Annotated in this window: 24 protein-coding genes; 1 reads left to right on the top strand and 23 read right to left on the bottom strand. The window is 52.3% G+C overall.

Going from position 1 to position 25,506, the window contains the following annotated elements; genetic code table 11:
• Window positions 1-10 precede the first annotated feature (10 nt).
• The 19 genes from M4I36_RS02685 to M4I36_RS02775 all read right to left on the bottom strand — a co-directional run bounded on the left by M4I36_RS02685 (window position 11) and on the right by M4I36_RS02775 (window position 20,375).
• The gene (locus M4I36_RS02685; protein ID WP_258110111.1) at window positions 11-913 is read right to left on the bottom strand and encodes a PhzF family phenazine biosynthesis protein; all 903 of its coding nucleotides are present in this window, start codon (window positions 911-913) and stop codon (window positions 11-13) included.
• A 30-nt stretch (window positions 914-943) separates the two neighbouring features.
• The gene (locus M4I36_RS02690; RefSeq protein ID WP_258110112.1) at window positions 944-2,260 is read right to left on the bottom strand and encodes a YheC/YheD family endospore coat-associated protein; all 1,317 of its coding nucleotides are present in this window, start codon (window positions 2,258-2,260) and stop codon (window positions 944-946) included.
• 5 nt (window positions 2,261-2,265) lie between these two features.
• Complete coding sequence (locus M4I36_RS02695) at window positions 2,266-3,714, bottom strand: putative amidoligase domain-containing protein (protein ID WP_258110113.1); 1,449 nt, start codon at window positions 3,712-3,714, stop codon at window positions 2,266-2,268.
• A 50-nt stretch (window positions 3,715-3,764) separates the two neighbouring features.
• Window positions 3,765-4,961 (bottom strand): YheC/YheD family endospore coat-associated protein, encoded by a 1,197-nt coding sequence (locus M4I36_RS02700; protein WP_258110114.1) that lies wholly within the window; start codon window positions 4,959-4,961, stop codon window positions 3,765-3,767.
• 32 nt (window positions 4,962-4,993) lie between these two features.
• Window positions 4,994-6,286 carry a YheC/YheD family protein gene (locus M4I36_RS02705; RefSeq protein WP_258110115.1) on the bottom strand — a complete coding sequence of 431 codons (1,293 nt, stop codon included), beginning with the start codon at window positions 6,284-6,286 and terminating at the stop codon, window positions 4,994-4,996.
• Window positions 6,240-6,779 (bottom strand): outer spore coat protein CotE, encoded by a 540-nt coding sequence (cotE, locus tag M4I36_RS02710; RefSeq protein WP_258110116.1) that lies wholly within the window; start codon window positions 6,777-6,779, stop codon window positions 6,240-6,242. Before cotE ends, M4I36_RS02705 begins: the two co-directional genes overlap by 47 nt.
• 420 nt (window positions 6,780-7,199) lie before the next feature.
• Entirely contained in the window at window positions 7,200-8,165 is a 966-nt protein-coding gene (locus tag M4I36_RS02715; RefSeq protein WP_258110117.1) for a dipeptidase, read from the bottom strand.
• A 97-nt stretch (window positions 8,166-8,262) separates the two neighbouring features.
• Window positions 8,263-8,523, bottom strand: a complete 261-nt coding sequence (locus M4I36_RS02720; protein WP_258110118.1) for a stage V sporulation protein S — start codon at window positions 8,521-8,523, stop codon at window positions 8,263-8,265.
• A gap of 125 nt (window positions 8,524-8,648) precedes the next feature.
• Window positions 8,649-9,422: a TIGR00282 family metallophosphoesterase gene (locus tag M4I36_RS02725; protein WP_258110119.1), complete on the bottom strand. Its 774-nt coding sequence runs from the start codon at window positions 9,420-9,422 to the stop codon at window positions 8,649-8,651.
• A gap of 64 nt (window positions 9,423-9,486) precedes the next feature.
• Entirely contained in the window at window positions 9,487-11,034 is a 1,548-nt protein-coding gene (rny, locus tag M4I36_RS02730) for a ribonuclease Y (protein WP_258110120.1), read from the bottom strand.
• A 96-nt stretch (window positions 11,035-11,130) separates the two neighbouring features.
• On the bottom strand, window positions 11,131-11,757 hold the full coding sequence (locus M4I36_RS02735) for a regulatory protein RecX (RefSeq protein WP_258110121.1): 627 nt from the start codon (window positions 11,755-11,757) through the stop codon (window positions 11,131-11,133).
• Window positions 11,758-11,788: 31 nt separating this feature from the next.
• On the bottom strand, window positions 11,789-12,835 hold the full coding sequence (gene recA / locus M4I36_RS02740) for a recombinase RecA (RefSeq protein ID WP_258110122.1): 1,047 nt from the start codon (window positions 12,833-12,835) through the stop codon (window positions 11,789-11,791).
• Between the two features lie 258 nt (window positions 12,836-13,093).
• A complete protein-coding gene (locus M4I36_RS02745) occupies window positions 13,094-14,677 on the bottom strand; it encodes a DEAD/DEAH box helicase (protein WP_258110123.1) in 1,584 nt (527 codons plus the stop codon).
• Between the two features lie 131 nt (window positions 14,678-14,808).
• Window positions 14,809-16,068, bottom strand: a complete 1,260-nt coding sequence (locus tag M4I36_RS02750) for a competence/damage-inducible protein A (RefSeq protein WP_258110124.1) — start codon at window positions 16,066-16,068, stop codon at window positions 14,809-14,811.
• Window positions 16,069-16,084: 16 nt separating this feature from the next.
• Window positions 16,085-16,675 (bottom strand): CDP-diacylglycerol--glycerol-3-phosphate 3-phosphatidyltransferase, encoded by a 591-nt coding sequence (gene pgsA / locus M4I36_RS02755; protein WP_258110125.1) that lies wholly within the window; start codon window positions 16,673-16,675, stop codon window positions 16,085-16,087.
• Between the two features lie 134 nt (window positions 16,676-16,809).
• Window positions 16,810-17,304 (bottom strand): YajQ family cyclic di-GMP-binding protein, encoded by a 495-nt coding sequence (locus tag M4I36_RS02760; protein ID WP_258110126.1) that lies wholly within the window; start codon window positions 17,302-17,304, stop codon window positions 16,810-16,812.
• A 75-nt stretch (window positions 17,305-17,379) separates the two neighbouring features.
• Window positions 17,380-18,384 (bottom strand): RodZ domain-containing protein, encoded by a 1,005-nt coding sequence (locus M4I36_RS02765; RefSeq protein ID WP_258110127.1) that lies wholly within the window; start codon window positions 18,382-18,384, stop codon window positions 17,380-17,382.
• 66 nt (window positions 18,385-18,450) lie between these two features.
• Window positions 18,451-19,215 carry a YmfK family protein gene (locus tag M4I36_RS02770; RefSeq protein WP_258110150.1) on the bottom strand — a complete coding sequence of 255 codons (765 nt, stop codon included), beginning with the start codon at window positions 19,213-19,215 and terminating at the stop codon, window positions 18,451-18,453.
• 59 nt (window positions 19,216-19,274) lie between these two features.
• A complete protein-coding gene (locus M4I36_RS02775) occupies window positions 19,275-20,375 on the bottom strand; it encodes a hypothetical protein (RefSeq protein ID WP_258110128.1) in 1,101 nt (366 codons plus the stop codon).
• A 185-nt stretch (window positions 20,376-20,560) separates the two neighbouring features.
• On the opposite strand from M4I36_RS02775, the gene M4I36_RS02780 reads away from it, so the two are divergent.
• A complete protein-coding gene (locus M4I36_RS02780) occupies window positions 20,561-20,905 on the top strand; it encodes a hypothetical protein (protein WP_258110129.1) in 345 nt (114 codons plus the stop codon).
• A 100-nt stretch (window positions 20,906-21,005) separates the two neighbouring features.
• Here M4I36_RS02780 and M4I36_RS02785 read toward each other — a convergent pair whose 3' ends face one another.
• From M4I36_RS02785 to M4I36_RS02800, 4 genes are all read right to left on the bottom strand, one after another.
• The gene (locus M4I36_RS02785; RefSeq protein WP_258110130.1) at window positions 21,006-21,593 is read right to left on the bottom strand and encodes a hypothetical protein; all 588 of its coding nucleotides are present in this window, start codon (window positions 21,591-21,593) and stop codon (window positions 21,006-21,008) included.
• Window positions 21,594-21,705: 112 nt separating this feature from the next.
• Window positions 21,706-24,201, bottom strand: coding sequence for an FtsK/SpoIIIE family DNA translocase (locus M4I36_RS02790; RefSeq protein ID WP_258110131.1), 2,496 nt, complete (start codon window positions 24,199-24,201; stop codon window positions 21,706-21,708).
• Window positions 24,202-24,380: 179 nt separating this feature from the next.
• Entirely contained in the window at window positions 24,381-24,605 is a 225-nt protein-coding gene (locus tag M4I36_RS02795; RefSeq protein WP_258110132.1) for a YlzJ-like family protein, read from the bottom strand.
• Complete coding sequence (locus M4I36_RS02800) at window positions 24,605-25,393, bottom strand: ClpP family protease (protein ID WP_258110151.1); 789 nt, start codon at window positions 25,391-25,393, stop codon at window positions 24,605-24,607. The genes M4I36_RS02795 and M4I36_RS02800 overlap by 1 nt, the downstream gene beginning before the upstream one ends.
• Between the last annotated feature and the right edge of the window lie 113 nt (window positions 25,394-25,506).

The following is a 25,506-nucleotide window of genomic DNA, read 5'->3' on the forward strand; positions in this document are numbered from 1 at the left end:
GGGCCAAGTGTCACGCGGGCACGTGCAAGGTACCCGTGATGGTGACATGAGCCGTACCCCCAACGACAATCTGCCACGTTCCGTCGAACAGCTCTGCACGTGCCTCGACTTGCCCCGGGCGCCCCATCTCATAGCCTTGCTCAAAACGATATGTACGACTCTCTTGAATACGCCCGTGAAGAGCCAACAATCCCATTAACGCTCCTGTGGCCGTGCCTGTCACCGGATCTTCCGAAATCCCCACCGCCGGAGAGAAGTCCCGGCAGTGAAAGTCGTTTTCAGCCTCTTCGGCCTGACTGCAGTAAACATGCGTACTCGTGGCTCCGAGCCGCCGATTGACCGTCGCCAACCGATGAAAATCCGGCCTCAATTGCGCCATCCGCTGCCGGTCTCTAAGAGGCACAAAGACGTCCCAGAGGCCCGTGGAGCACATGGCGAATGGCCAATCAGGGTGCACATCGTCCTCATCTAAGCCGAGAGCCCGTAGCAACTCCAACTTGCTCGGCTGGTCGACCTCTCTCTGTTCCGGAGACAGTTGTTGCATTTCCGCCGCAAATCTCGACCCACTCGCGTCAACGCGAACCACCAACCGTCCAACATTCGTATCGACGGTACAATGCCCACTCTGCAAGATTCGGTTAGGCAGTCGACCGAGCGAGGCCAGTGCCACGATGCTTCCAATGGTAGCGTGTCCGCACAGGTCCACTTCCGCCGTTGGCGTAAAGTAGCGCAGCCGATAATCGGCACCGGGATGCTCAGGCAGAGAGACAAAAACGGTCTCCGAAGCATTCACTTCGCGACTGACTCGCTGCATCCACTCCGGCGTCCACGCTCCGCCATCGAGGAGAACGACCCCCGCTGGATTTCCCGTCAAAGGAAGGTGCGTAAATGCATCGACTAGCCATAGTTCCACAACCAGCACTCCTTCAGTCCAATCCGCTCGTCATTCTCGGATCCGAGTACGTGCAGCCATCGACTCCGAACTCAGTTCCTTCAAGTAGTTTAGCACTCCCACGAGCGACTTTGCGCGAATTTCTGGCTCGTCAAACTTCATCGGTTTGGCGTTTGCCTCGAATATCCACGGACGACCTCTCTCATCGACGCCGATGTCCATCGACATTTCGCCGTAGGCCCTTCCCTTGCTATCGTCAATGGCTCGCGCCACCGCCAGAGCCACTCTGTGGATTGCCCGTTCGACGGCAAGACTCTGAGCTGCAAACTCGCGCTCTAAAACTGCGTGGCACTGAGCGATGGAACCGCCATTCGGTACATGCGTGGTGATGGTGTTCGGCCCACTCACTCGAACCCCTTTCCCGACAATCGACCAACTCCCGCGCGATTTCTGTAGCAAGACGCGAAAGTCACAAGGACGTCCATTCCAACGAATCAGTTCAATCGCCTGCTGAAGAATGTAGGCGCCAGGTACGCGCAGCATCTGCACCAACGGGTAGAGACTTCTCTCGTCGGCCACATACCAGGTCTCACAGCGCGTGTCTTTGAGGGCCGATACAGTCCATCCTTCGCCAGCCCGCTCCACTCGAATGACGCCGTGGCCCACACTGCCGCCGGACGGTTTTAAATAAATGGCTCCATGCTTGTGAAGCATCGTGTGAAATGCCTTCCGATTCAAATGGGGCATAGTGTCTGGCATGGTCCGTTCTAAGCCGTTCTCCTTAATGACCTTATAAATATCTTGCTTGTTGAAATACCGCGGATTGAACATGGGAATGCCCACAGACTGAATTCTTGACCTCGCCGCCACTGCCATCGGCTCATTTTCGTGCTTGCGAGTGGGAATGCGATTGTATACGGCTTGAGGTGCGGGAACAGGGATTTTCACCCATCGATACAAACCGAGCCGAACATACCCTGCCCACAAACTTTTTGTTGTTACCTCTCGGGGAGTCACCACATACACCAATTCGCCGCGTTCTTTACCGAGGCGAATGAGGTCTCGAAAATCCACTCTGCTCCCAACGAACACACCCGGACTGGAGCTTGTGTGGCGACCAGCCAGCACTGCATAGACCGGACCTGCCTCCACACCCTCGCCGCTTTCGCGAAAAGAAGTGGGACAGCGGTAAATCAGGCGGGACGGCAGTCGTTCGGACAAAACGGGTAGATGAGCCACTCCTGCCGTCACCATCTTGACACCCTTCGGATGACCGCGAAAGAAACGAACTCCGCAGCGCACTCGACCTGCCGGCGTGCGCCACCAAAGATACTCCCCGTCCCACGTTCTCTCATCTCTTGGCGCCATGCTTCTCACCCCCTCGCGGTCACCGAAGACGTGCGTCGCGTGCGACGACCGATGGAACGGCTACTGCGCGTCCGCTGTTTTTCGGTTGGCACGACCTTTGGCACCGCCCACACATCCCGTACATCGACCGACTCATCCCACATCTGACCCTCTGCTATCATCTGATAAAGCGGCTCAATTTGGTCTTCGTACCTCCGATACAACGGAACACCTCGCATTGCCTGACACGATTCCTGCAAAACGTCTGCCAGAGCAGACACGTCCCCTGTATAAAATGCCGTTTGCAGCGGCGGATCGTACAACCACATCTCGGGCAAGTCTTGATAGTAGAGACAGATGAGTTGCGCCAGGCAAAAAGATGTCAAGGTAATTTCTGGATTGACCACAAAAGAGGCTGGAGTGCGATACTCAAATCCGCCATGCGACTTTTCCCGAACGTCTCCAAGAAACCCATATCGAGGTCGTCGCCTGCGACTGGTTTGCGGATTTTCCACGGCCATCAGCGGCAGACCGAGATACGCGTCGAGCGCCCGCACCAGTCGGCTCGAAATGGGAACTCCCGAAATGTGAATGTGCCCACCTGTAGAATATCCGGGAAAGGGTGTGCTGCCAGCGCGCCACGCCACCCCCGCTCGATTCACCTTGCGCGCAGCTTCGAGCATCGTCGTCCGCAAATTGACATAGAGTCCGGCCGGGCTAGAATCAGGGTCTGGGCGCAATTCCATCAGCGGCAAGCGCTTGCCGTCATACTGCACGCTTCGGTCATCACAGCCGACGCGACCGCGGCGTGTCAGATAACGGCTGGCTAAGACCATCTTGCCCTGTTCATTTTGCAGCATGATCTCGATGTCCGTCCCGAGGGTCACCGAGGTCACTGGCAGAGACCGCAGATCTGACGCGCGGTCAGCATAATCGTCGACCGCTGCCGCAAACAACTCCAACAAGCGACCCTCGAGCACAGGCCGAGCCGTCACATCCAAGACATGCAGCACACCTTTCGGGCCTAGACCAAGCGAGACGAGGCCGTAATCGAGCCCAAGTGCATGAATCGCCCGACAAGCGAGCCAGCCCGCACGTTTCGCCACCGGATCGTCCTCCACATTCACTTCCGATGAAGTAACCGGCAACCGCGATATACGACCGTTGGTCCATGGCTCGGTGCCTTCATACTTAAAACAGGCCAGTACACGATGATCAAACACGGGAACTCGGTATTGGCGGACAAACCGACGGCTCGCATCATCTCCAGACTTGCGAACTGGCAATACAAAGCGAACGCCCACACGACGCAGAAATTTGGCCATGGACGGCTTGGATACGGTCGCCTGAATGGCACTCTGGCGGTTAAGCACGTGTACTCCTGGTGGATCCGGTGGACCAGACTGGCCATAACGCAGCACAGTGTCGTCCTCAGCCAGGCGAAGTGACTCGGAGTAAGGCGACACTCGTGCCATCTGAGCCAACCTTCTAGCTGATTTTTGCGAACGAGATAGGAGATAGATGGTCACGACATCCCCGCCTCCCTCACTGTTAGAGAAGATTTCGCCAGGAACCGCGCAAATTGCATAGGACGGGCGAAAGACAAATCAACCAAATCCTGACGTCCGGTCTCGGTGGATGCGGATTTGTGTGGCTTGGAATTGACTTCAATCACAAAGAGACGTCCGGACTGGTTCACCCCTATATCTATGCCTAACTCCCCCAAGGGTGTTTGACACTCAGATTCCATTTGTTGGACCACACGCCGCGCCAATTCATTCAACCGCTGGCGCAGTCGGCGGCGGAAGGCTTTGTCTGGCCAAAGCGGAACGAGTAGCGAGTCGAGCGGACAAGCCTCGCCACCTCCACTTAAATTGGAGGTAAAGTCGCCTTTGCGGGCCAGTCTGGCAAAAACTTTGGTCCGCTTCCATGCCCCAGAACCGTCGCGTTGCATGAGAATGCGCACGTCGAATGAGCGCCCGTTCACCGCAGCTAAGGAGATGCCCTCCTGCCAAATGTACTGGCGTCGCTTGAAGCGCTGTCGAAATTTCTTCTCCAATTCCTCGAAATTCATCACTTTTCCGTGAACGACGCTCTCTCGAGATTTTTTCCAATGATATTCAATACTTCCATCGTCATGTCTCTCCAGTCGAATAATCCCCACACCGAGACTTCCGTGAATGGGCTTCCAGAAAGCGATACTATGCCTTTCCAAAAATTTGCGAGCCGCCTCTACGCCACTCTGGCGCTTCGTCGCAGGAAGCACCGGGATTAACGTCGGGTCTCGTGACAGCCATTCGTATACCTGCCATTTATCGAAAAAGCCGTCATTGAAGAGACGACTTGTAAAAGTCTCAGAAAGTTGCTTGCGACGTTTCTGCAAACCCGGATTGCGCTCAATTTTGCGCGAAGCTAATTGGTCGTAAATCACATCTGGGAAGGGTATCTTGACTGGCGAAAAATGTTCCTCATTCCATTCGTATGCGTCAATTTTGCGTTCCTCGAAATGCACATCCTGCAAGCGAAATACGTATGCGCGCATGTTCAATTGCCGCGCCTGTTCAATCAACTTGCTCCAATTCGCCATATCTGCATTAGACTGCAGTCGTTTTGTTCGTGGATTCCACACAGCATTGCAGAGTATGCCTACGGATATCGAGCCGCCCTGCTCTGCTCTGCTCCCCCCATGCCGCTCGGGGCTGACGCTGTCTTCGCGTACCATGAGGTTCGCCTCCTGCTCATCCGATGTTGTGTCTACCGTCCTCGATATCCCACTGTAGGCGCCGCCTGAACGTCTTCTACGTAATCCATCCAAGTCAGCAACGACCGTCGCCGTACATCCCCGGGTAAGGCGCGCAACATTCTCCGACCGGGCGTCGGATTGACTTCTAGTATGAAAACATCGCCTGTAGAGGTGACAGCAAAATCCACTCCAATTTCCACATAAGGTCCAAACTTCTCCCAAAACGCAGAGAACACTTCCAGCCCAAGGCTATCCATCGTGTTGACAAGATGCACTGCATCTGTCTCGGACATGGAGCGATGCAATAGCGATTCTGCTGGATAAGCCGTAGCCCCCGCATGCAAATTGGTCGTCACCCCATCGGGTTTCCCATACCGAGCGACTCGCGCCACCACGCCCGTGCGCCGACCTTTTTGCACCAGCCAGCGAAAATCGATAGGACGGTCGTTCCAGCGCAAGAGAGATACCGCGCGCTGTACCACTGCCTGGCGCAGCCCGGCTTGTCGCCAAAAAACGCGAAATTCCTCGAGCGTTTTAATGCGGCGAAAGCAAGTCTTTGTCTCCGCTGCATAAACCGACTTGCCTCTCTCAAATACGCTAGGACTAAAACGTTCATGCCACTCTATGAAAAGCTCATTCTTCTGCGAAGATACGCGAAAGACACCCTTCCCCTGGCTCCCTCTGCGCGACTTTAAGTAACTTTGCGGCCACTCTGCAAGAAGTGCGTAAGCTGTCTCTGGGGACTGCACACAAGCCGTTTCTGGACAAAATGACGCTAAGCGACTCGAATTGGCAGCCATCCTAGCTAAGGCCCACTTGTCGGAATGCTCGGTTGGCAAGGTATGAAGTAATTTCATTTTCCGAAAGGAGTCCAACTCCGTTCGAGCCAGATGAAATTTGCCGCGCGCGAAGACGCCAGAGCGGCGCAGTACAACGTGCGGTAAGTCGACAGCTTCTACCATCCACTGCTGCCTGCGACCGTCAAATCTATAGGCTCTTTGCTTCGTAAGACTGCCGGGCGACCAGACGCAAACATCCACGTTTCGCTCTTCACCGAGGGTCGTCAACTCCTCCAACATCCTGGTTTGCTCTCCGAAGAGACGACCTTTCGCTCCATAGTGCTCGACGTACACGGCAAGACGCGGCATTTCCTGCGCGCGCATGGGGACGGCTCTCCCATTTATTTTCCACAGTTCCATCGGATACCGCGTCCTCTCGACAAAAAAGGGGCGTTGCCGCCCCTCCTGATGCAGTTTGTCAGTCTTCAATTTCAACTTCTTCCAAAAGACTGACACTGTCGTCATAAAAGTCGTCCTCTTTTTTGCTCGGAATTTGGCAAGTCACCACGGCTAACTTGGTCTGGCCAACGAGTTCGACACCCAATTCTTTCTCAACGCGCACCAAAATTTCCGATCCGTTGCCGGTCACGGTCGCATCGAGACAGTTCGGGTTTTGCAGGACACGGACGTCGACTTGACGGCTGTCGCGGACACAGTCTAAATCGAGATCGCGCAAAGCAATTTGCTCTACGTAAGAGACGGTGTCCTTCGCAACGGCGGTTTCGCTGTTGTTGTTGTAGGAGTACCACACGTTGACGTCGAACCGTCCGCGCACCTCCACATAATCTCCAACCAACAGACCGTCATAGTGATGATTCATGACCCAGCAGCCACCAATGGTCGTGGGACGATTTGCCGGACGGAGCGTGTACGTCGTCTGCGAATATTTACTCCCTCGACCACAAACCGCATTCGCCACAATCTCCCGATAGCTGAGGTCATCTTTTGAAAGAACCATGCGGTAACCTCCTCCGATGTTCCCCCTGGCAAACCGGCGATGCCTGCGCAGAGCCAGAGAAAACTCGATTTGCGGCGCGTTCTGGGCAACCTCCACAGGGACGTTTGCCTAAGCGCAACCTCGCCCCATCCTATGCAGTTGGGCGACTGTCTGCTATTCCATTTTCACGACACTGTCTATTCGCAATCTGGCGCGGGACAATGACCGGTCTTGCCGCTCTGGCCTCCGACGCAGATCGACGCGAGAGCCGGAACCCATGAACGAAAGCGGGAGTCGGCGACAGGGAATCGCTTGAAAGGTATGCACGGAAGTGAGGGATCGCTTCAGGAAAAACCCTATGCAAAGAGCCGTGGCGCAACCGACCACGGAATCGAGGAAAAGAGCACCAGAGGGGGCCATAGGATTGGAATCTTTAAATCTTCAGGAAACGGGGTGTGAGGGCAACTGTCTTGCGAAATAGCTCATCAAATTGTCATGAAGTAATTTGCGAGCGATGACCTCTCCGTAGCGAGCTCGGAGACGTTCTGCGAAAGAAGGGTAGTCTTTGGCGCTGCTCAAGCCTAGGACAGACGTAGACAAGCCATCAAAGTCCGAACCCAATCCCAGATGATTCTCGCCCCCTAATTGAAGAACGTGATCGACATGGCGAAACACGGAGTCCACCGTGGCAGGCCCTGCGTGCACAAAGCTCGCCTCGAAGGTCATGCCAATCCATCCATCTCGACGGATGATTTCCAGAATGGTATCGTCTGGTAGATTGCGGGGGTGATCATGAACGGCACGAGCATTGGCGTGAGAAGCCATCACATGCGGCAGATTCGTCGCGAAGACATCGCGCACTCCGGCATCGGAGAGATGTGCTAAATCGAGCCATAGTTGCAGGCTTTCCATCTCCTTGACAATCCGCTTACCCGCCGCAGTCAAGCCGCCTCCACGCGCTTCCATACATCCATCCGCCAAATCATTCGGACCATTCCAGGTCAGCCCAATGCCGCGAATCCCAAGCTCAGCGAGGGCATTCAGCACATAGATGCTGCCCTGGAGACAGGCTGCTCCCTCTAAGGAGAGCAAACCGCCAATCGCAAGGGGGGAGTCTATCTCCAACTCAGACGGCATGGAAGCGGTTAAGTCTTGGCGCCACAGGACGGGGCGAACCAGTCCTGTATGTACAAACTGTGCATAATATTGTCCAATGCTACCAAGCACATCTGTCAGTTGCTGCTGTGCCGAGCGACGTGTCGAAACGAAGACCGCAAAAACTTGGAAAGCTACAGACCCTTTAACCAGGGACTCGTAATCCGCCTGCATAAGCGAACTGGAACGAAAGTCTAATCCTTGCTCATACACCTTCCACAGCGCATCGACATGGGCATCTGCAACTGGCATATGGATGGGTATCTCCGCCTTTCTAGTCGACCTCGACCATCACGATACACAACCTTTATACGACACGATGAAGAACCGACCTGCGTCCCTAAGGAGACTAACGAGGTTCCACCAGAAGGCGAATCGCCGTCCGGTCCTCTCCATCAATAACGATATCGGTAAATGCCGGAATGCAAATCAAATCGACGCCACTCGGCGCAACAAAGCCCCTGGCAATGGCCACTGCTTTGACGGCCTGATTGAGAGCACCGGCGCCAATGGCTTGAATTTCTGCCGTACCCTGCTCTCGCAAAACACCAGCTAAAGCACCCGCTACGGAGTTAGGATTAGACTTTGCGGAAACTTTGAGCACATCCATTGGATTATCCTCCTTCAAGCGGTCCGTAAGGACACTATATCGATATTCGCCGAATCGACATGTATTCCTTTTTTCGACACGGGAAAATCGGCAGACCTTCACTCTTCCGCTAGGAACAGCCAAACTCAGCCCTCTTCAATAATGGAGCGAATCGATTGCGCTCGTCCGGTGTCATCGTCCAGGACCATCTCGACCGCGCAAAACTGACAGGGGCCCTCCGCCACCTCAAACCGCGAAGGACGGCTGGTCAGCAGTCGATAAATCACCTGTTCGCGCTGCACGCCAAGGACTCCATCGCGCGGTCCGACCATTCCCAAATCCGTGATGTACGCAGTACCTTGGGGCAAGACGCGCGCATCATTCGTAGGCACATGAGTATGCGTTCCAACGACTGCGGAGACTCGACCCTCGAGATACCATCCCATGGCTACCTTCTCGGATGTCACTTCCGCATGCATGTCGACCAAAATATGCTTAATTTCTGGAAACTGTGCCAAGATACCATCCGCCGCTCGAAAGGGACAGTCAAGTTGACTCAAAAAGGCCCTTCCCATAAGGTTCACTATCAGTACCGAACGGCCTTTTACTTGACAGATGCGAAAACCCTGTCCGGGAGTACCAGGAGGATAATTTAACGGTCGAACGACCCTCTCATCCTCGTCCAGAATGGAAAGTACATCCTTTTGGTCAAATGTGTGATTACCGAGTGTAATCATCTCCACGCCAGCATCGTATAACTCCTCTGCAGCTTTTTTTGTCAGACCGCGTCCATGAGCAGCATTTTCTCCGTTTGCCACGATTAAGTCTGGCTGCAATTCGGGAATGATACGCCGCAAAACGTCACGCGTAAAGGCCCTGCCAGGCTGGCCTACAATGTCTCCTAGATAAAGAATTTTCACGTTATCTGTCACTCCCAATGACACAAGGATTGTTCTTATAAAAATAGAGCAGCCAACGGCTACTCTATTTTGCGTATTCCACGGCTCTAGTTTCTCGAATAACGGTCACTTTAATTTGGCCCGGATAGTCGAGCTCACTCTCAATTTTCTTGGAAATTTGCTTCGCTACGCGAACCGATTCTGCGTCATCCACCAATTCAGGTTTGACAATAATCCGAATTTCTCGGCCAGCTTGAATGGCGTAGCTTTTTTCGACACCTTCAAACGACTCCGCAATAGACTCTAATTTTTCCAGTCTCTTCATGTAAATTTCCAGAGTCTCTCGGCGCGCTCCTGGTCGAGCTGCGGAAATCGCATCTGCAGCAGCGACCAAGACGGAAATTGGAGAACTAAACTCCACGTCACCATGGTGTGCCGCGATGGCATTAATAACAACAGGGTGTTCTTTGTAGCGTCGAGCCAAGTCCACACCAATTTCCACATGTGAACCTTCCACTTCGTGGGTGATGGCCTTACCCACATCGTGCAGGATTCCGCCACGCTTCGCCAGCGCGACATCGAGTCCCAATTCGGACGCCATCATCCCCGCAAGATGAGCCACTTCAATCGAGTGTTTCAAGACATTTTGACCATAACTTGTTCGATACTTTAGTCGGCCAACCAACTTCACCAAGTCCGGATGCAGGCCATGAATACCCGTATCAAACGTGGCGCGCTCGCCCTCTTCTCGAATCAGTTCATCCGTATCTCGGCGCGCCTTTTCGACCATTTCTTCAATACGCGCCGGGTGAATTCGCCCGTCGGCAACCAGTCGCTCCAAGGCAACTTTGGCAATCTCACGCCGCACAGGGTCAAACCCAGACAAAATGACTGCCTCCGGAGTGTCATCGATAATGAGATCAATACCAGTGAGTGTCTCCAAAGTACGGATATTGCGTCCTTCACGCCCGATGATACGGCCTTTCATTTCGTCATTGGGCAACGTAACAACAGAGACAGTAATCTCCGAAGCGTGGTCCACTGCGCATCGCTGCACCGCAGAAGCCACAATGTCTTTGGCTCTGCGGTCCGCTTCACGACGAGCCTCTTGTTCGATTTCTTTCATCAGAACTGCTGCATCATGTCGCGACTCTCGCTCAACGTCCTGCAATATCAGCTGCCGAGCACTTTCTTGGTCCAATCCAGAAATTCGTTCTAACTCATGCAGTTGTTCTCGTTGCAGTACCTCCAGGTTACTTCGCAAAGCTTCTAATTCTGCTTCTTTCGTACGCAAACCTTCAGACCTCTGTTCAATGCTCTCCAGTTTGCGGTCAACCGTCTCTTCTTTTTGCAACAATCGACGTTCCAGTTTCTGCAATTCGGCGCGTCGATCACGAAGTTCTCTTTCCGCATCTTGACGAATTCGGTGAGCCTCTTCTTTTGCTTCTAAAATCGCTTCCTTGCGCTTGCCCTCAGCATCTCGCTCTGCCGACTCTAAAATGTGGAGTGCTCGGGACTCGGCGCTGCCAATCCTGCTTTCGGCAATACCACGCCTCAAAAAATACCCTACAACCACCCCAACCACCAGAGCGACCAGCGAAATGGCAATCCATATCAAGACTGTGCTACTCACTTCAAAGCCTCCCTGCTCCGATTCGGCTTCGGATATAGGAGCTCCAACCGAAATCGAACCAAACCTCGAGCTAGAGGCCGCAAAATATACGCGATCTCATATTATCGGTTCGTCCCAATCGTTGTCAAGAATCGCCACTCTAAGACAAATATCATAGTCGAATCCCTTACGTTGTAAATACATCAACAATTTCCTCTGGGAAGCCAGTGAATGGTCAAGGCTCCGCTGCCGGCAATACTTTTCGGCAAGAGCCCGTGCAGCCGACTCATCGTTGAATTCCGACAGCGCCTTCTGAATCTGCCCTCTGTTGACTCCACGCTGTGCCAGCCGATACTGTAGAGCGCGCTTGCTTTGCAAGGCTTGACGTCGCTGAATATAGTCAGCAACCAACGCGTCATCGTCAAGAAGCTTCATTTCTGTGAATTTTTCAATCACCCACTCGGTTGCATCGTGAGAAAACTCTTTGCCCCGCAAAAATTGGCGCATCTCCTGGATGGTGTGGGACCGGCGCGACAACTTTCTCAGTGCAGCATCCCACGCCAGAGCGCGGCTTTCACTGGCCCTGAGATCTCGAAGAACCGTCTCGTCAATGGTCTGACCCAGTTTTAACTGAAGGTCTGCAACGTCCTGAATGAGTAGTCTGAAAATGCATCCATTCGCACATTCCACCTCAATGAAGCTCGTCGATTTTCTAGAAGGTCGCAAGTCAACGATTTTGGACAAAAATGGACTGTCCCCACACTCTGATAACCTATCAGTCCAAGTCACCAGCATCATCCTCGACAAAAACATCCGCGGCAGATGAAACTCCAGCATTGAGATGGAAATGTTCTCTTATTTTCCGTTCGATTGAATCGGCAACTTCAGGATGTTCCTTCAGGTAGATTTTCGCATTCTCTCTTCCCTGGCCGATGCGCTCATCTGCATAGGAGTACCATGCCCCACTCTTTTGCACAATGTCTAAATCGGCCGCCATGTCCACTAAGCTCGCTACCTTGGAAATACCTTCGCCAAACATGATGTCTACATCCACCTGCTTAAACGGAGGAGCCACCTTGTTTTTTACAACTTTAATACGTGTCCGACTGCCGACGACGTCATTCCCTTGCTTTATAGACTCTGCTCGGCGAATTTCCAAGCGGACAGTCGAGTAGAACTTGAGTGCACGGCCGCCGGTAGTCGTCTCTGGATTGCCGAACATCACGCCAACTTTTTCCCGAATTTGATTAATAAAAATAGCAATGGTCTTTGACTTAGAGATAGCTCCGGCCAGTTTGCGAAGTGCTTGCGACATCAAGCGGGCCTGTAAACCAACGTGAGAGTCACCCATATCGCCTTCTAATTCATTCTTTGGAACCAACGCTGCTACCGAATCAATCACAACTATCTCGACCGCCCCACTTCTCACCAGAGCCTCGGCAATCTCCAGGGCCTGTTCCCCGGTATCCGGCTGAGAAATAAGCATCTCATCGATATCTACGCCTAACTTAGACGCATATACCGGGTCTAGTGCATGTTCTGCATCAATATAGGCAGCTTGTCCGCCGCGTTTTTGAACTTCTGCTACCGCATGTAGCGCGACGGTCGTCTTGCCAGAAGACTCTGGGCCGTAAACCTCTATGATACGTCCTCGCGGCAGCCCGCCTACACCGAGAGCAATATCAAGCGCAATGCAACCGGTCGAGACAGTTTCCACATTCATACTGGCAGAAGCTTCACCTAATTTCATAATGGAACCTTTGCCAAATTGTTTTTCAATCTGCTTCAGAGCCATGTCTAAAGCGGCCTGTTTGTCACCCATACTGCACCTCTCTCTTTCCTAAATCCTGATACGGACTATCGCCAAGTCCTCTACTTATAGATTCGCAAGTCAAATGACCGTTCCTGCTCTCTATTGTATCAATCTCTATCAATTAAGCAAACGTTTGTTCGTCATCTTAGGTTATAAAAGCGGGTGGAATTCCATCCACCCGCACTGACTGCATTTAGAAAGTAAACTCTCCCAAGAATCTTCCAAAAGCCCCTCGATTTACGGACACTTGAGATGTGCAAGGACAATCTAACTGCGCACTCGAGTACGCGGTTTGGCTGGCTCTAAATTGACCCTTGCTCCATTGATTCGGCTCTGCCTCAACGCCTCGTAGACAAACGGTGCAGACTCTTCCTCAATCTCAATGAACGTAAAGCGGTCAAAAATATCGATTTTCCCAACCGCTTGCCCAGGTACCCCGGCTTCGTCAGAGATAGCTCGAACAAAATCCGCCGGCGACATTCTGGCCATGCGTCCAATATTGACGAAGAAGCGAACCATTCCTGGCGAAGCTCCGGTATCTCCGAAATCATAATCCGGCTTTTCTTCTGCTTGCAGGTCACCGGCAGACGCTATTTTGAGCGATGCACAAGCAATGTCGATAGGATCGTAATCATCAATGACACTGCCCAAAACAGCGCGGTAGTGCGCAAGTCCTCCATCTTGAATGGCTTCGATGATTCGATTGCGCCAGATTTCCGCTTGACGCTCTGCCACATCGGCAAGCGACGGTACATCTCGAAGAATCATCGTCGACTTTGTCTCGCGTTCGATTTGTTTGAGTAACTTAAACTCCCGAGGATTGACGAGCGTAATGGCTAAACCTTGTTTTCCCGCACGTCCCGTTCTGCCAATACGGTGAACGTAGGACTCTGGGTCTTGAGGAATGTCGTAATTGATGACGTGTGTCACATTGTCCACATCAATGCCTCGCGCGGCGACATCCGTCGCCACCAAGAGCTCAATTTCGTTGGTCCGAAAACGTTTCATGACTCTGTCCCGCTGAGCTTGACTCAAATCTCCATGCAAGCCATCAACCAAGTATCCGCGAGCAATCAGCGCTTCAACCAACTCATCGACACCGCGCTTCGTGCGGCAGAAGATAATCCCCAGGGAAACTTCTTCTGAGTCGATAATGCGACACAAGCTTTCCAATTTGTTGCGTTCTAAAATCTTGTAGTACACCTGATCAATGCGCGGCACTGTCACTTCCCCGCGATTAACCGTTACATGCTCAGGATTTTTCATATACCGTCCGCTCAAACGGCGAACTTCACTGGGAAACGTAGCCGAGAACAACAGGGTTTGCCGAGTAGCCGGCGTCTCCTGTAAAATAGTTTCAATATCTTCGATGAATCCCATATCCAACATCTCATCCGCTTCATCGAGAACGACCGTGCGCACTTGATTCAACTTCAAAGTACCACGGCGAATGTGGTCGAGAATGCGCCCAGGCGTACCTATGACAATTTGCACCCCTTGTTGCAAGGTGCGAATCTGATGCCCAATGGATTGTCCTCCGTAGATAGGAAGAGCCCGTACTCGCTTATACTTAGCAATCTTCCGAAACTCACCGGCAACCTGAATGGCCAACTCCCGAGTCGGAGTCAAGATGAGAGCTTGCACAAACGGATCCGTCGTGGCCGTCTCTACCACCGGCAGGCCAAACGCAGCGGTCTTTCCGGTACCTGTCTGTGCTTGTCCAATCACATCGACACCCGTCAAAATTAACGGCATGGCCGCCGCTTGAATTGGGGATGGCTCTTCATACCCCATTTCATCAATCGCTTGCTGGACTTTCCGACCAAAATGAAACTCTTCAAATGAACTCATAATCTCACCTTCCTGAATCTCTCCATTGAAGCACGAACGTCTTTGTCTCGAACTTTCGTGAACTTCTTATGTCTACGTCCTTCTTCCGAAAACGCACATGCACGCTCTCTTGCATGACACGAGCTATCGCCTCACACGACGTTATCGTCAGTTTGCATGGCTTGCCAGAGGCGCCACAAAGCCTGTTTGGCGGCACGAATTCGAATCTGCTCGCGAGAACCGCGAAATTGCATGCGAAACGTTTGCACTTCTTGGCGTCCATTGACCAATCCTACATAAACCAAACCGACTGGTTTTTCGGGAGTTCCACCATCAGGTCCGGCAATTCCTGTGATGGATATTGCAAAATCAGATTTTGCCACCCTCTGCACACCGACAGCCATCGCTTCAGCCGTCTCTGCCGAGACCGCCCCGTAGAGCTCAAGCACGTCTTGCGGAACACCAAGCACATTCACTTTGACGTCATTTGCATACGATATGACGCCGCCCACAAAGGCCGACGAAGAACCCCGCTGCGAAGTCAACATGGCACCCAATAGTCCGCCTGTACAACTCTCCGCAACCGACAATGTGGCACTTTTCTGCGTCAAGCGCGACAGCGTGACACTGACCAACGAATCGTCATCCACGCCGTAAATATAGTTTGGGAAACGCCGGCGCAATTCAGTCTCGATGGGTTCAATTTTCGCCAGTGCCTGTTCTTCTGAAGTCGCATGAGCTGTGATTCGCAGTAACATTTCACCTTCACCTGCGAGCGGTGCCACCGTTGGGTTCTGCCCCTGCGTCAGATCTCTCACGCTCTCATCGACATCAGACTCGCCAATACCACAAAAGCGCACGATGCGCGAACGAACCACATCTCCCGCTCCAAAAATCGCTCTCAGGCGCGGCAAGACCTGATTCGCCAACATCGGCTTCATTTCCAGCGGAGGACCGGGCAGAAGAAAGAAGTGAACTCCGCTATCCTCGACATATTGGCCAGGCGCCGTTCCGTTCGGATTATCTAACATCTGTCCACCGACAATGCTGAGAGCTTGCTTTCGATTCGCCTCCGGCATAGGTCGATTGCGGTGAGCAAAGTAAGACAACAGATGACGCAGAGACTCCGCATCTTCGTGCATGTCCCGCCCCAGAAACTTGGCCAGAGCCTCTTTGGTCAAGTCATCATCCGTTGGACCGAGGCCGCCAGTGACAACGACGACGTTCGATCTCGCTGCAGCCAACCGAAATGCTGCCACCACTCTTTCCAAGTTATCTCCAACGGCGCTATGGTGATAAACGAAGAAACCTTCTTTCGCAAATTCGGCCGAAATATACTGCGCATGACTGTTGTTAATTTGACCGAGCAACAGCTCCGACCCGACCGCGACGAGTTCGGCACGGCACAGCATGGCAACCCACACTCCTCTAGCGTGACCCAGAGTTAGCCATGTTCGTGACTTGTTTGTTTTTCACGAAATAGTCCACTCCAGAAGCAACCGTCATGATGACCATTAGGTAGACCATCAATTGATCGAACGGAAATCCCACGACCGAAAAAGGAAAATTGTTGAGCATCAGCGCCACCATGGCAACAATTTGTGTCACCGTCTTCCATTTCGCCAGCCGACTTGCCGCAATGACAATCCCTTCGGCTGCAGCTACCAACCGCAAACCCGTGACAGCAAACTCACGACTGATGATGAGAATAGCCACCCAAGCAGCCAAACTCTGCATTTCAACCAGAGAGATGAGCACTGCCGAAATGAGCAGTTTGTCTGCCAGTGGGTCAAGAAATTTACCGAAGTTTGTTATCATTTTTCGCTTGCGCGCGATATATCCGTCCAAACCGTCCGTGCTCGCCGCAACGATAAAGACAAACGCCGCAATCATCTCACTGCCCGTGGTGGTCCGATGATTTATCGTAAACGACCAAAAGTCATAATGAATGAGCAGCAAAAAACTGACGACCGGCACAAGAAAAATCCTGGCTAGCGTAATCCGGTTCGCCAGATTCAATCGCACACACGCCCCAATCGGTTAGAGTACGCGTTGGCCGCAGAATCCGCAACACTTATGCTCTCCCGGCAATAGGAAAAAAGGTGAAAGATCTCGGTCGATTCCACGCTCAACGCTATCATACCACATCCGCTTCAAGAACGATAATTTACGAACTGCAAAGCAATCGGTAGTTCCTCCGCCCGGAGTAAAGACATGACACTTTGCAAATCATCGCGGCTTTTGCCTGAGACTCGAACCTGGTCACCTTGAATTTGAGCTTGAACCTTGATTTTACTGTCGCGAATCAGTTTCGTAATTTTTTTAGCGACATCCGCGTCAATCCCTTGTTGCAGCTGAAACACTTGACGCACCGTGCCTCCTGCGGCCGGTTCCACTTTTCCAGGTTTCAGAGCTTGCAAGGGCACTTCTCGCTTGACCAGCTTAGAACGCAACACGTCGAGGAGCTGTGTGAGTTTGAACTCGTCGTCAGAAATCAACGTGATGCTCTCGTCATCGAATTGAATGTCACTCTTGCTCCCCTTAAAGTCAAATCGCGTCTCCACTTCTTTACGAGCTTGCTGAATGGCATTCCCGACTTCCGTCAACGAAACTTCTGAGACAATATCGAACGATGCATCTTTTGCCACATGAATTCCTCCTGGCACTCGCGACTTTGCCCGTACGCACGGAGCAGTTATCCTCCGATGATTATAGCGAAAAACTTAAGACGATTGCCGTTCAATGAGCACATTAATGGGCACTTTTACGTCAGGCAATGTCAAAGCGTGGCCGTCCACCTTCACCGACGCTCCCGGGACATTGCCAACGCGAATCAGCATGCTGTGGCTACTGGTCCACGAACGAGATGTGCCTGAGGCGAGCAACAAGCTTGGATTGACGACCGTACCGTCGTCCTGAACTTCAAGCCAGCATCCATTCGCAGAAGTGGCAGTCACCGTCACTAACATCGTCTGTGGACTCGACACTCGATAGGTCATCTGTCCGTTCTGGAATGCAAGGGGCGTGACCGAAAAATTGCTGCTGGCCGAAGTGTAAGTTTTAGCGGCAGTCGACGTCTTCGGCGGTTTTGGCGACGAACTTTGAGTGGAGCTTGTCGTAAGCGGGCTTGTGGGAGGCGTCGCTGTCCCGGTTACCGAAGTGGAAGGAGGGACCGTTGCCGTTACTGCTCCAGTCCCCGGTGCCTTCTTCATTCCATGTCCATGATTGAGGACATAAGCTCCTGCAGCAATCAAAGCCAGACCAACAATGACCACTGCGGCTTGCGATGTCCCGTTCCAGGCTAGCAGCCGACGAGACGGTTTTCCATCGCGCTGACCACTTTTCCCCGACTGATTACGCTGCTGTTGGCTGTCTGAACCAGCACTCTTTTGCTCAGACTTCCCGTCTTCCCGAGCGAGTCCACGGTCTTCCCCTGATTTCTTCTGCGGCTCCAAAACGGCGGACTGCTCAACTCGCTTCATCCTCGCCACCTGAGCATCGAGTTCGGCAAGCAGTGCTTGTCCGTCCATACCCAATACATCCGCATAGGACCGCACAAATCCGCGAGCGTACACATCACCGGGAAGAAAGTCCCATTCGCCGTTCTCCAGCGCTTTGAGATAATGCGTTCTTATCTTCGTTCGATCCGCCACTTCATCAAGGGATAGTCCTTGAGACTCTCGGGTGTCTTTTAGCCGTTGCCCCAAGTCTCGAACCAATGAGTTCACTCAGATAACTCCTTCCCTGCGCTTAAGAGCTAACTTCCTCCACAGCCTTGTCATTCATCGCCAAACTTACTCATTCCAGCGAGCAGCTTCTCGCTCATATTGATCGTATTGAATTTCTTCATCGGGATCGCGACGAAGTTCAATGACATAGTCAAACAAGTCCCAGTTATACCGTGAGTGTCGCACAAAAATATCGGGATGTTCAATCACAATCGGAGCAGAGAAGCGCAGAACATCATCGACACAGCGCTGATGCCCTTCATCACCACGAAAGCTAGACACGGCACCATCAATAATGTAAACAAATTGGTCGCTAATAAAGTCGTCAGGCGGCAGCGAGCGAAGAATGGTCTGTTTGAGGAGAGTCGACGAGACAAAAAACCATCGCTTATTTGCATAGACACTGGCAGCCACAATCGATTCCGTTTTGCCGACACGCGGCTGACCGCGCAATCCGATAACCTGTCGCCCAGGTCTTTTTAAAAGTTCGCCCATGAAATCGACAAGAACCCCTAATTCATCGCGCACAAATCGATAGGTCTTCGTTTCACTGTCGCTGCGTTCAATGAAACGTCCGTGGCGAAGCGCAAGGCGGTCTCGCAACGCTGGCGTCCGCAGCGCATCCAATTCGACATCTTCAATGGAACCAAGCATGATCTTTAACGCCTCAATGCTGTCCTGCCGATCCGTTAAAAGCAAAAACCCACGACGGTGCTCGGATACACTTGCCAGCTGCATAATGTTAAATCCGAGCATACCGAGCAACGACGCAATGTCTCCGAGTAAACCTGGTCGGTTCCTGCGAATTCGATATTGAAAATACAACTCAATCTTATCCTCTTGTGCAATATCGGGAAATTCCGCCAACAAAGACCCCTTCTTTCGGCTAATCAAGATGTACCAAAAACACGACTACTCCAGAGCGTGCGAACCGCCGGAGGCAGGTTTGTCCATGCCGAACGAGGATCTACGGTTCCATTCCTAAGACTGTCCTCAACCGCATGGGATTCGGCCAAGAGAGATGCAGGTAAAGAGCCACTTAAAAACCGTAAAAGAGACTGTGAGTGCACCGTCCGCATACCTGGTTGCCACTTACCCGCTGCATACTCCGAAAATACGACATTCAGTGCTTCTGGTGACGGCGTGCCGGGAACGGCCACGACAGGCGCAGCGAGACGACTGTCCGACATACTAAAAATTCGAGACCCACTCGTCTCGAACGAGTGCCGATAACGCGCAACCGATGTAAAACTCAGGACGACTTGAGCTGTATTTGAATAAATGGGAGTCGACGCTACAGACGACGGAACATACGTATTGCCGACCGTGGTTCGTGGCGCCGAAGCGACTCCCACTGAAGCACTGATGTGAATTGGTGCGGCCGCGAGATTCGGATTGACTGCATAGATACCCGCCAAAGCAGCTTCGACCTCGGAGTGCTGCACAGATGGACTGTGAACTCCGAAAAGCCCCACCGCACGCGTACCGTCTTCCTGCGCCAAAATTGCCGACAAATAGCCTAGAGCATACGAGACCTCCAAGCGGGAAGGAACCACCGCTTGCCAGGAATTCGGAAGAGACGGCGGTAGAGCTGAGGCAACCACGGTCATCTTGATGTCTGTCGGTGCATTCACAGAAAGAACGCGAGCGACATCCGGCTCTGACGGAACCAACACCGCAAGGCCTCCCGGCGACGTCTGCCCAAACTTCTCAAGTGCTGAAGTCAGTTCCGAGGGTTGTAATTGAAGGACCTCATAGTCGACGCTGTTGCCATTGCCAGAATTCATACCTTCTTCGGCTGCAGCAACCTTCTGTTCCGACCAGCCCACGGGACGGCCCACGAGTATCACTTCCGCAGCGAGTTTTGGGACGGTCGGCTTCATGTCAGGAAGCACCGGCGCTCCACACCCGCTTAACGCAAAAATAGTACTCAAGCTTGTCGCAAATACAACGGTTCTTCGAACTCGGTTTTGTTGCTCAGTCATTTTCATGACGATATTTTAACACTCCCGAAGCATATTGAATGTTTTTCGCATGCCAATTTTGGAATATTGGGAGATGATGTGCGGATGCGTGGATAGAAAATGCACAAAATTAGTATACCATGTTTTTGTAACTCATCTTGCCTTTCTCGCTCTACTCCCTGATAATTGGGTAGGGGAAAGGATGAATTGACTTGGTAAACTCCAATGGCGGTGACCATTTATCTGTCGCCAAAGCGCTGTATCAACTTGAGTTCTATTTGCAACAACTGAATTTAGGCGTCACGATTAGAGATTTGTATGAGAGAGCATACCGCACCAAACGTGGAGACCGATACGACGACCGCTGGCTGACCGTGCTCGACGAAAATCTAGAGGTCCGTGAATCTCTGTCAGAACCGTTCACGACACAATCCGTTTTAGAAGTATTGATGCGTACAGGCCATGAACCTCTTGTTCGAACCTTGATGAGAGAAATCCGCAATCAAAAAATAGGCTTTACACACATGTATTTGATTGGCCGTACCTCTCACCATTAACAAATTTAGCTCCGCTGTAAGAAGGCTCGGAACAGTGTCGTCACATGGCGTGCCGATTCATGCCACTATGCAACGCCCATAGTTGCTCTGCGTCTTGCTTCTAGTTTCCGACTGTCCACTGTGTCTGATACCACAATTCGTCAGGGCCGGTGGACATATCTTGCTTGGCTTGATGCATCTCCGTGGACAGTTGCGGTGCGCTCGAACTCGTCGCAGTCGCCAGTGCATCAAATTCCGTGCGGCCAAGTCCTGCGGTTCCAAGGATATTGTCTCCTTGGACAACATCGACCTCAGCTTGTACAACGGGTAGACCACTTCGGTAGACGGCACGAAAATAGTCACTCATCCAACGATTCACTTCTGTCGGCAACACTGGCGAATTGATTTTTAATTGAATTTCAGAGCTCACCTCAATACCATTCCCGACACGACTTGGAAGAACAACGATGTCTTGCAAATACGGGATGTTTGCCAGTACTTGGACCAACTTCTGTCGCGTTCCCGGCGCCATCTCATTTTCTGCGTCACTGGAAGGTCTGTCGGTACTCACCGCTTGGGGAGAATGGCTTGCAGCGATGCCTACACTTACCCACCGTTCTTCATGCTGCGAATGCATCCAGACTCCGAATCCAAACGCCAATACCCCAAGCATCCCAATCAACCACCGGTTTTTGTGAAGAGTCCGCACCGTGTGCACCTCCCAAATCGCACGGCCGTGTGGTCCATGCACGGGAACAGACCTTTATCCAATCCACCCCCGATGGCCGTTCTCTTCACAATCTATGGACAAACCTCTTGTATCATTCTCCTTTCCGTGAAAATGTGGTGGCTTTTATTTGCTCCCACTCGATTGGACTAATCAACACTTCCCTAGGCTTACTTCCTTCAAAACCGCTCACAAAACCTTGCACTTCCATTTGGTCAATGATGCGCGCCGCGCGTGAATAACCGACCCGAAAGCGCCTTTGCACCATAGATACGGAAGCCTGTCCAGCGCTTATCACCAAATCCATCGCATCGACGAACAGTGAGTCCAATTCACCCGCAGAATCGGTGGTCGCAGAGTCTTCTTCAGACATTTGTAAGTCCACCGTGTAGATAACATTCTGCTGATTTTTTACATAATCCACGAGTCGTTCAATCTCTGACTCCGAAACGAAGGCACCTTGAACTCGAATAGACTTTGGAGCACCGACCGGAAGGTACAACATGTCGCCTCGACCAAGCAATTTTTCGGCCCCACCTGCATCTAAAATGGTGCGTGAATCGGCCATGGACGAAACCGCAAAAGCAATGCGGCTTGGGATGTTCGCTTTAATCACGCCTGTAATAACGTCGACCGACGGGCGCTGCGTGGCGACAATCAAGTGTATTCCCGCAGCTCTGGCCATCTGCGCAATTCGGCAGATAGCGTCCTCTACATCTGCGGCTGCGACCATCATTAAGTCTGCTAATTCGTCCACAATCACCACGATGTATGGAAGTGGATCGACACCATCCGCCACAAGTAATTGATTGTAGCGATCAACATCACGTGCGCCTCTGTCAGCAAACAATTTATACCTATTTTCCATCTCCTGAACGATCTTTTTCAAAGCAAAAGCTGCTTTGCGCGGGTCCGTCACTACCGGCGCTAGTAAATGGGGAATTCCGTTGTAACCGTTCAACTCGACCATTTTCGGGTCAATCATCATCAACTTCACTTCATGGGGTTTTGCTCGAACCAGGAGTGAAGCAATGATGCCATTGATACACACACTCTTTCCGGAACCAGTCGCTCCCGCAACTAAAAGATGAGGCATTTTTTGCAAATTGCCAACGATAGCGTTTCCAGCAATATCTCTTCCCAGGACAATCGACAGTTTCGACGTACTTTCCTGGAATTCGGGCGATTCGAGTACTTCGCGCAGCGTGACAATGGCCACTTCTTGATTGGGTATTTCAATACCAATGACTGACTTGCCCGGCACCGGCGCTTCCATGCGAATTCCTGTAGCAGCCAAAGCCAAGGCAATATCGTCCGTCAGACTCACAATTTTTGATACTTTCACTCCAACTGCAGGCTGCAACTCATAGCGTGTGACGGTCGGCCCCCGAGAAATCTCCAGAACTTTTGCCTGTACCCCGAAGCTCTCCAAAGTTTTTTCTAATTTACGCGCATTTTGGTGGGCACTTTGCCTGTCAAATCCTTGCTTTGGCGAATCAGGAAATGAGAACAAAGAGAGAGGCGGCAGTTGATAGTTTTCGTCGTGAATGGGTGCGCCGAGAGGATACGGAACATCCGTTTCCGCAGTGGAATGACGTCCACCTTCCGGCACAGACTGCACTACCACAGATTTTTTGGTGCTCCGTTTCTGAGCCATCGGCGCAACGGGTAGACCGACCTCCTCCGTCCCTTTCATGACTGGGGCAGGTACGAAACTTGTCTCTCGCGCTCCGACCCGCGATGCAAAGTCGTGAACAATCGGGCGCTGTTTCTCCTCCCCAGGATTCGGTCGCTCTTCGTTCCCCTCTGCGGACTTTGCGGTGGGTACCTCGTCTGAGGTATCTCCCGTGCCATCCAGAACGACTCCATCCACGATGAGTTGAGGTTTCTGTCGAGGTTTTCGCGTCTTCTCCGAAGTCGGCGGACGAACTGCCGGGGCTGCAGTCTCCTTATCGCGTTCCAGCAATACATTCGCAAACTGGCGACTGCCTTTCCAAAGTCCGTCCAATCGGCGCTCCATCCAGTGCGTGCCGCGCTGAATGCCCGCTACCAAAGACCGCTCTGTCAACAGCGCTCCGCCAATTAACACGGCGATGCCAAGCACCAAAAGGGTGCCCAAAGTGGAAAACAAGTAGTGTAGCACAGCAAAACAGGCGTAGCCCACAAGGCCCCCCCCGGCGGCGGGCAACGCCGTTCCGCTTAAATTCCCAGAGAGAACATACGCCCGCATTTGCTGCACCGCCTGAAGCGTAGCCGCAAACAGAGGAACTTGCGCAGTTCCAGCGTACGCTGCGTAGCGTTGAAAAAAGAAAAACTCCATTCCCGTCAACCAAGTGACAAACAAGATGGTCAGTCCGACGTGCCGAGTATGAAATGGAAACGATGTTCGACGAACCATCATGTACAGAGCCGCGTAGGCGATGAACACCGGAACCAAAAAACTCCAAGAACCTGCCAAATATATAAAAGCCACATCCACATAGCGTCCGACCAAACCAAGTTTGCCAAGCGCCAAAGCAGCGCCTGTCAGCATGACCAGCCCCGTCGTTTCGTAGCGGAGAATATTTTGCTTTACCTGCCGTTTACTCATTGCCGCCTCCTCTGTAGGAGCGTGCATAGCCCGCACACCCGTACATCATATAGTTCTTGGCGACGAGGCTAATTCCTGCAGACGGCAGTACATGACTGTGAAACGAACCATTCCGCAAAGACGACGAAGCCATCCTCACTCGCGGCACTGAGTGGACATAGGCTGTGGCCAAGTAACCGTCACAATCCGGTCAGGATAACAATGCTACCTGGTTGCAACTTCGGATTACAGAAGTCGGCAGGTTTCGGAGAAACCAGCTTTTCCAATCGACCCGTACCATCCCCGAGCGGATGAACCAACATCGTCAGCCCATTTTGGCACACCTCTACTAAGGGTTGTTCGGCGTCTCCTCCTTCCAACCCAGAAAACACGGCTACTTCGTCGAGTGGAGTCCAATGTACCACTACTGCATCATCCCTTCCACAAATGGGGAGGTTCTCCTCATACCCTCGTTGACACTCCCGTTAGGCTCGTTAGCGGCAATCAGTTCACGCAGTTTACGAATGGCCTGTCCTAAACCACCAACCTCATTCACCAAGCCGTAAGAAACGGCGTCCCTGCCGACCACAGTCGTGCCTATGTCGCGGGCCATTTCCCCCGTATTCAACATTAAATTCCGGAACACTTGTTCGCCCACTTGAGAGTGCTGTACAACAAATCGAGTCACTCGCTCCTGCATTTTCTCCAAGTATTCGAACGACTGCGGTACTCCAATCACCATGCCCGTCAGTCGAATCGGGTGGATGGTCATAGTCGCCGTTTCGGCGATGTACGTGTAAGAACAGGACACCGCAATCGGGACTCCAATCGAATGGCCGCCTCCGAGAACCAATGAAACCGTCGGCTTGCTCATACTGGCCACCATCTCTGCGATGGCGAGCCCCGCCTCCACATCCCCCCCAACGGTATTAAGGATAAGCAGAAGTCCTTTGACGTGATCGTTTTGCTCCGCCGCAACCAATTGTGGAATAATATGTTCGTATTTTGTCGTCTTGTTCTGTGGAGGCAGCACCAAATGGCCTTCAATTTGACCAATAATGGTGAGGCAGTACAAGTCACTATCTGCCTGCACGGGTTCTGTTTGACCCAACTGCACCACGTCTTTGGTAATGTCGCTCCCCACATCCCCCTCCGTGGGAGGCGCAGGCGCAATACTTTGCGAAGATTTTAGAGAAGTGTCCGGAATGTCCATGAAAGCCACGAAAGAACACGTCCTTTCTCGTCCTTCTCGTAGTATCCGGCAAAATTCCACACCTCATTCCCATCAAACCAACTTTTTCAGTCTCCCGAGAACGACAAAACGCT

Origin of the sequence: Alicyclobacillus sp. SP_1 (assembly GCF_024706985.1) — a bacterium.
GTDB lineage: Bacteria > Bacillota > Bacilli > Alicyclobacillales > Alicyclobacillaceae > Alicyclobacillus_I.

Excerpts from the sequence above, each read along its gene's own strand:
- M4I36_RS02690 (WP_258110112.1), bottom strand. The coding sequence starts at position 2,260 with ATGGCGCCAAGAGATGAGAGAACGTGGGACGGGGAGTATCTTTGGTGG.
- M4I36_RS02695 (WP_258110113.1), bottom strand. The coding sequence starts at position 3,714 with ATGGCACGAGTGTCGCCTTACTCCGAGTCACTTCGCCTGGCTGAGGAC.
- M4I36_RS02700 (WP_258110114.1), bottom strand. The coding sequence starts at position 4,961 with ATGGTACGCGAAGACAGCGTCAGCCCCGAGCGGCATGGGGGGAGCAGA.
- M4I36_RS02705 (WP_258110115.1), bottom strand. The coding sequence starts at position 6,286 with ATGACGACAGTGTCAGTCTTTTGGAAGAAGTTGAAATTGAAGACTGAC.
- cotE (WP_258110116.1), bottom strand. The coding sequence starts at position 6,779 with ATGGTTCTTTCAAAAGATGACCTCAGCTATCGGGAGATTGTGGCGAAT.
- M4I36_RS02715 (WP_258110117.1), bottom strand. The coding sequence starts at position 8,165 with ATGCCAGTTGCAGATGCCCATGTCGATGCGCTGTGGAAGGTGTATGAG.
- M4I36_RS02720 (WP_258110118.1), bottom strand. The coding sequence starts at position 8,523 with ATGGATGTGCTCAAAGTTTCCGCAAAGTCTAATCCTAACTCCGTAGCG.
- recA (WP_258110122.1), bottom strand. The coding sequence starts at position 12,835 with ATGGGTGACAAACAGGCCGCTTTAGACATGGCTCTGAAGCAGATTGAA.
- M4I36_RS02745 (WP_258110123.1), bottom strand. The coding sequence starts at position 14,677 with ATGAGTTCATTTGAAGAGTTTCATTTTGGTCGGAAAGTCCAGCAAGCG.
- M4I36_RS02750 (WP_258110124.1), bottom strand. The coding sequence starts at position 16,068 with ATGCTGTGCCGTGCCGAACTCGTCGCGGTCGGGTCGGAGCTGTTGCTC.
- M4I36_RS02775 (WP_258110128.1), bottom strand. The coding sequence starts at position 20,375 with ATGAAAATGACTGAGCAACAAAACCGAGTTCGAAGAACCGTTGTATTT.
- M4I36_RS02790 (WP_258110131.1), bottom strand. The coding sequence starts at position 24,201 with ATGAGTAAACGGCAGGTAAAGCAAAATATTCTCCGCTACGAAACGACG.
- M4I36_RS02800 (WP_258110151.1), bottom strand. The coding sequence starts at position 25,393 with ATGGACATTCCGGACACTTCTCTAAAATCTTCGCAAAGTATTGCGCCT.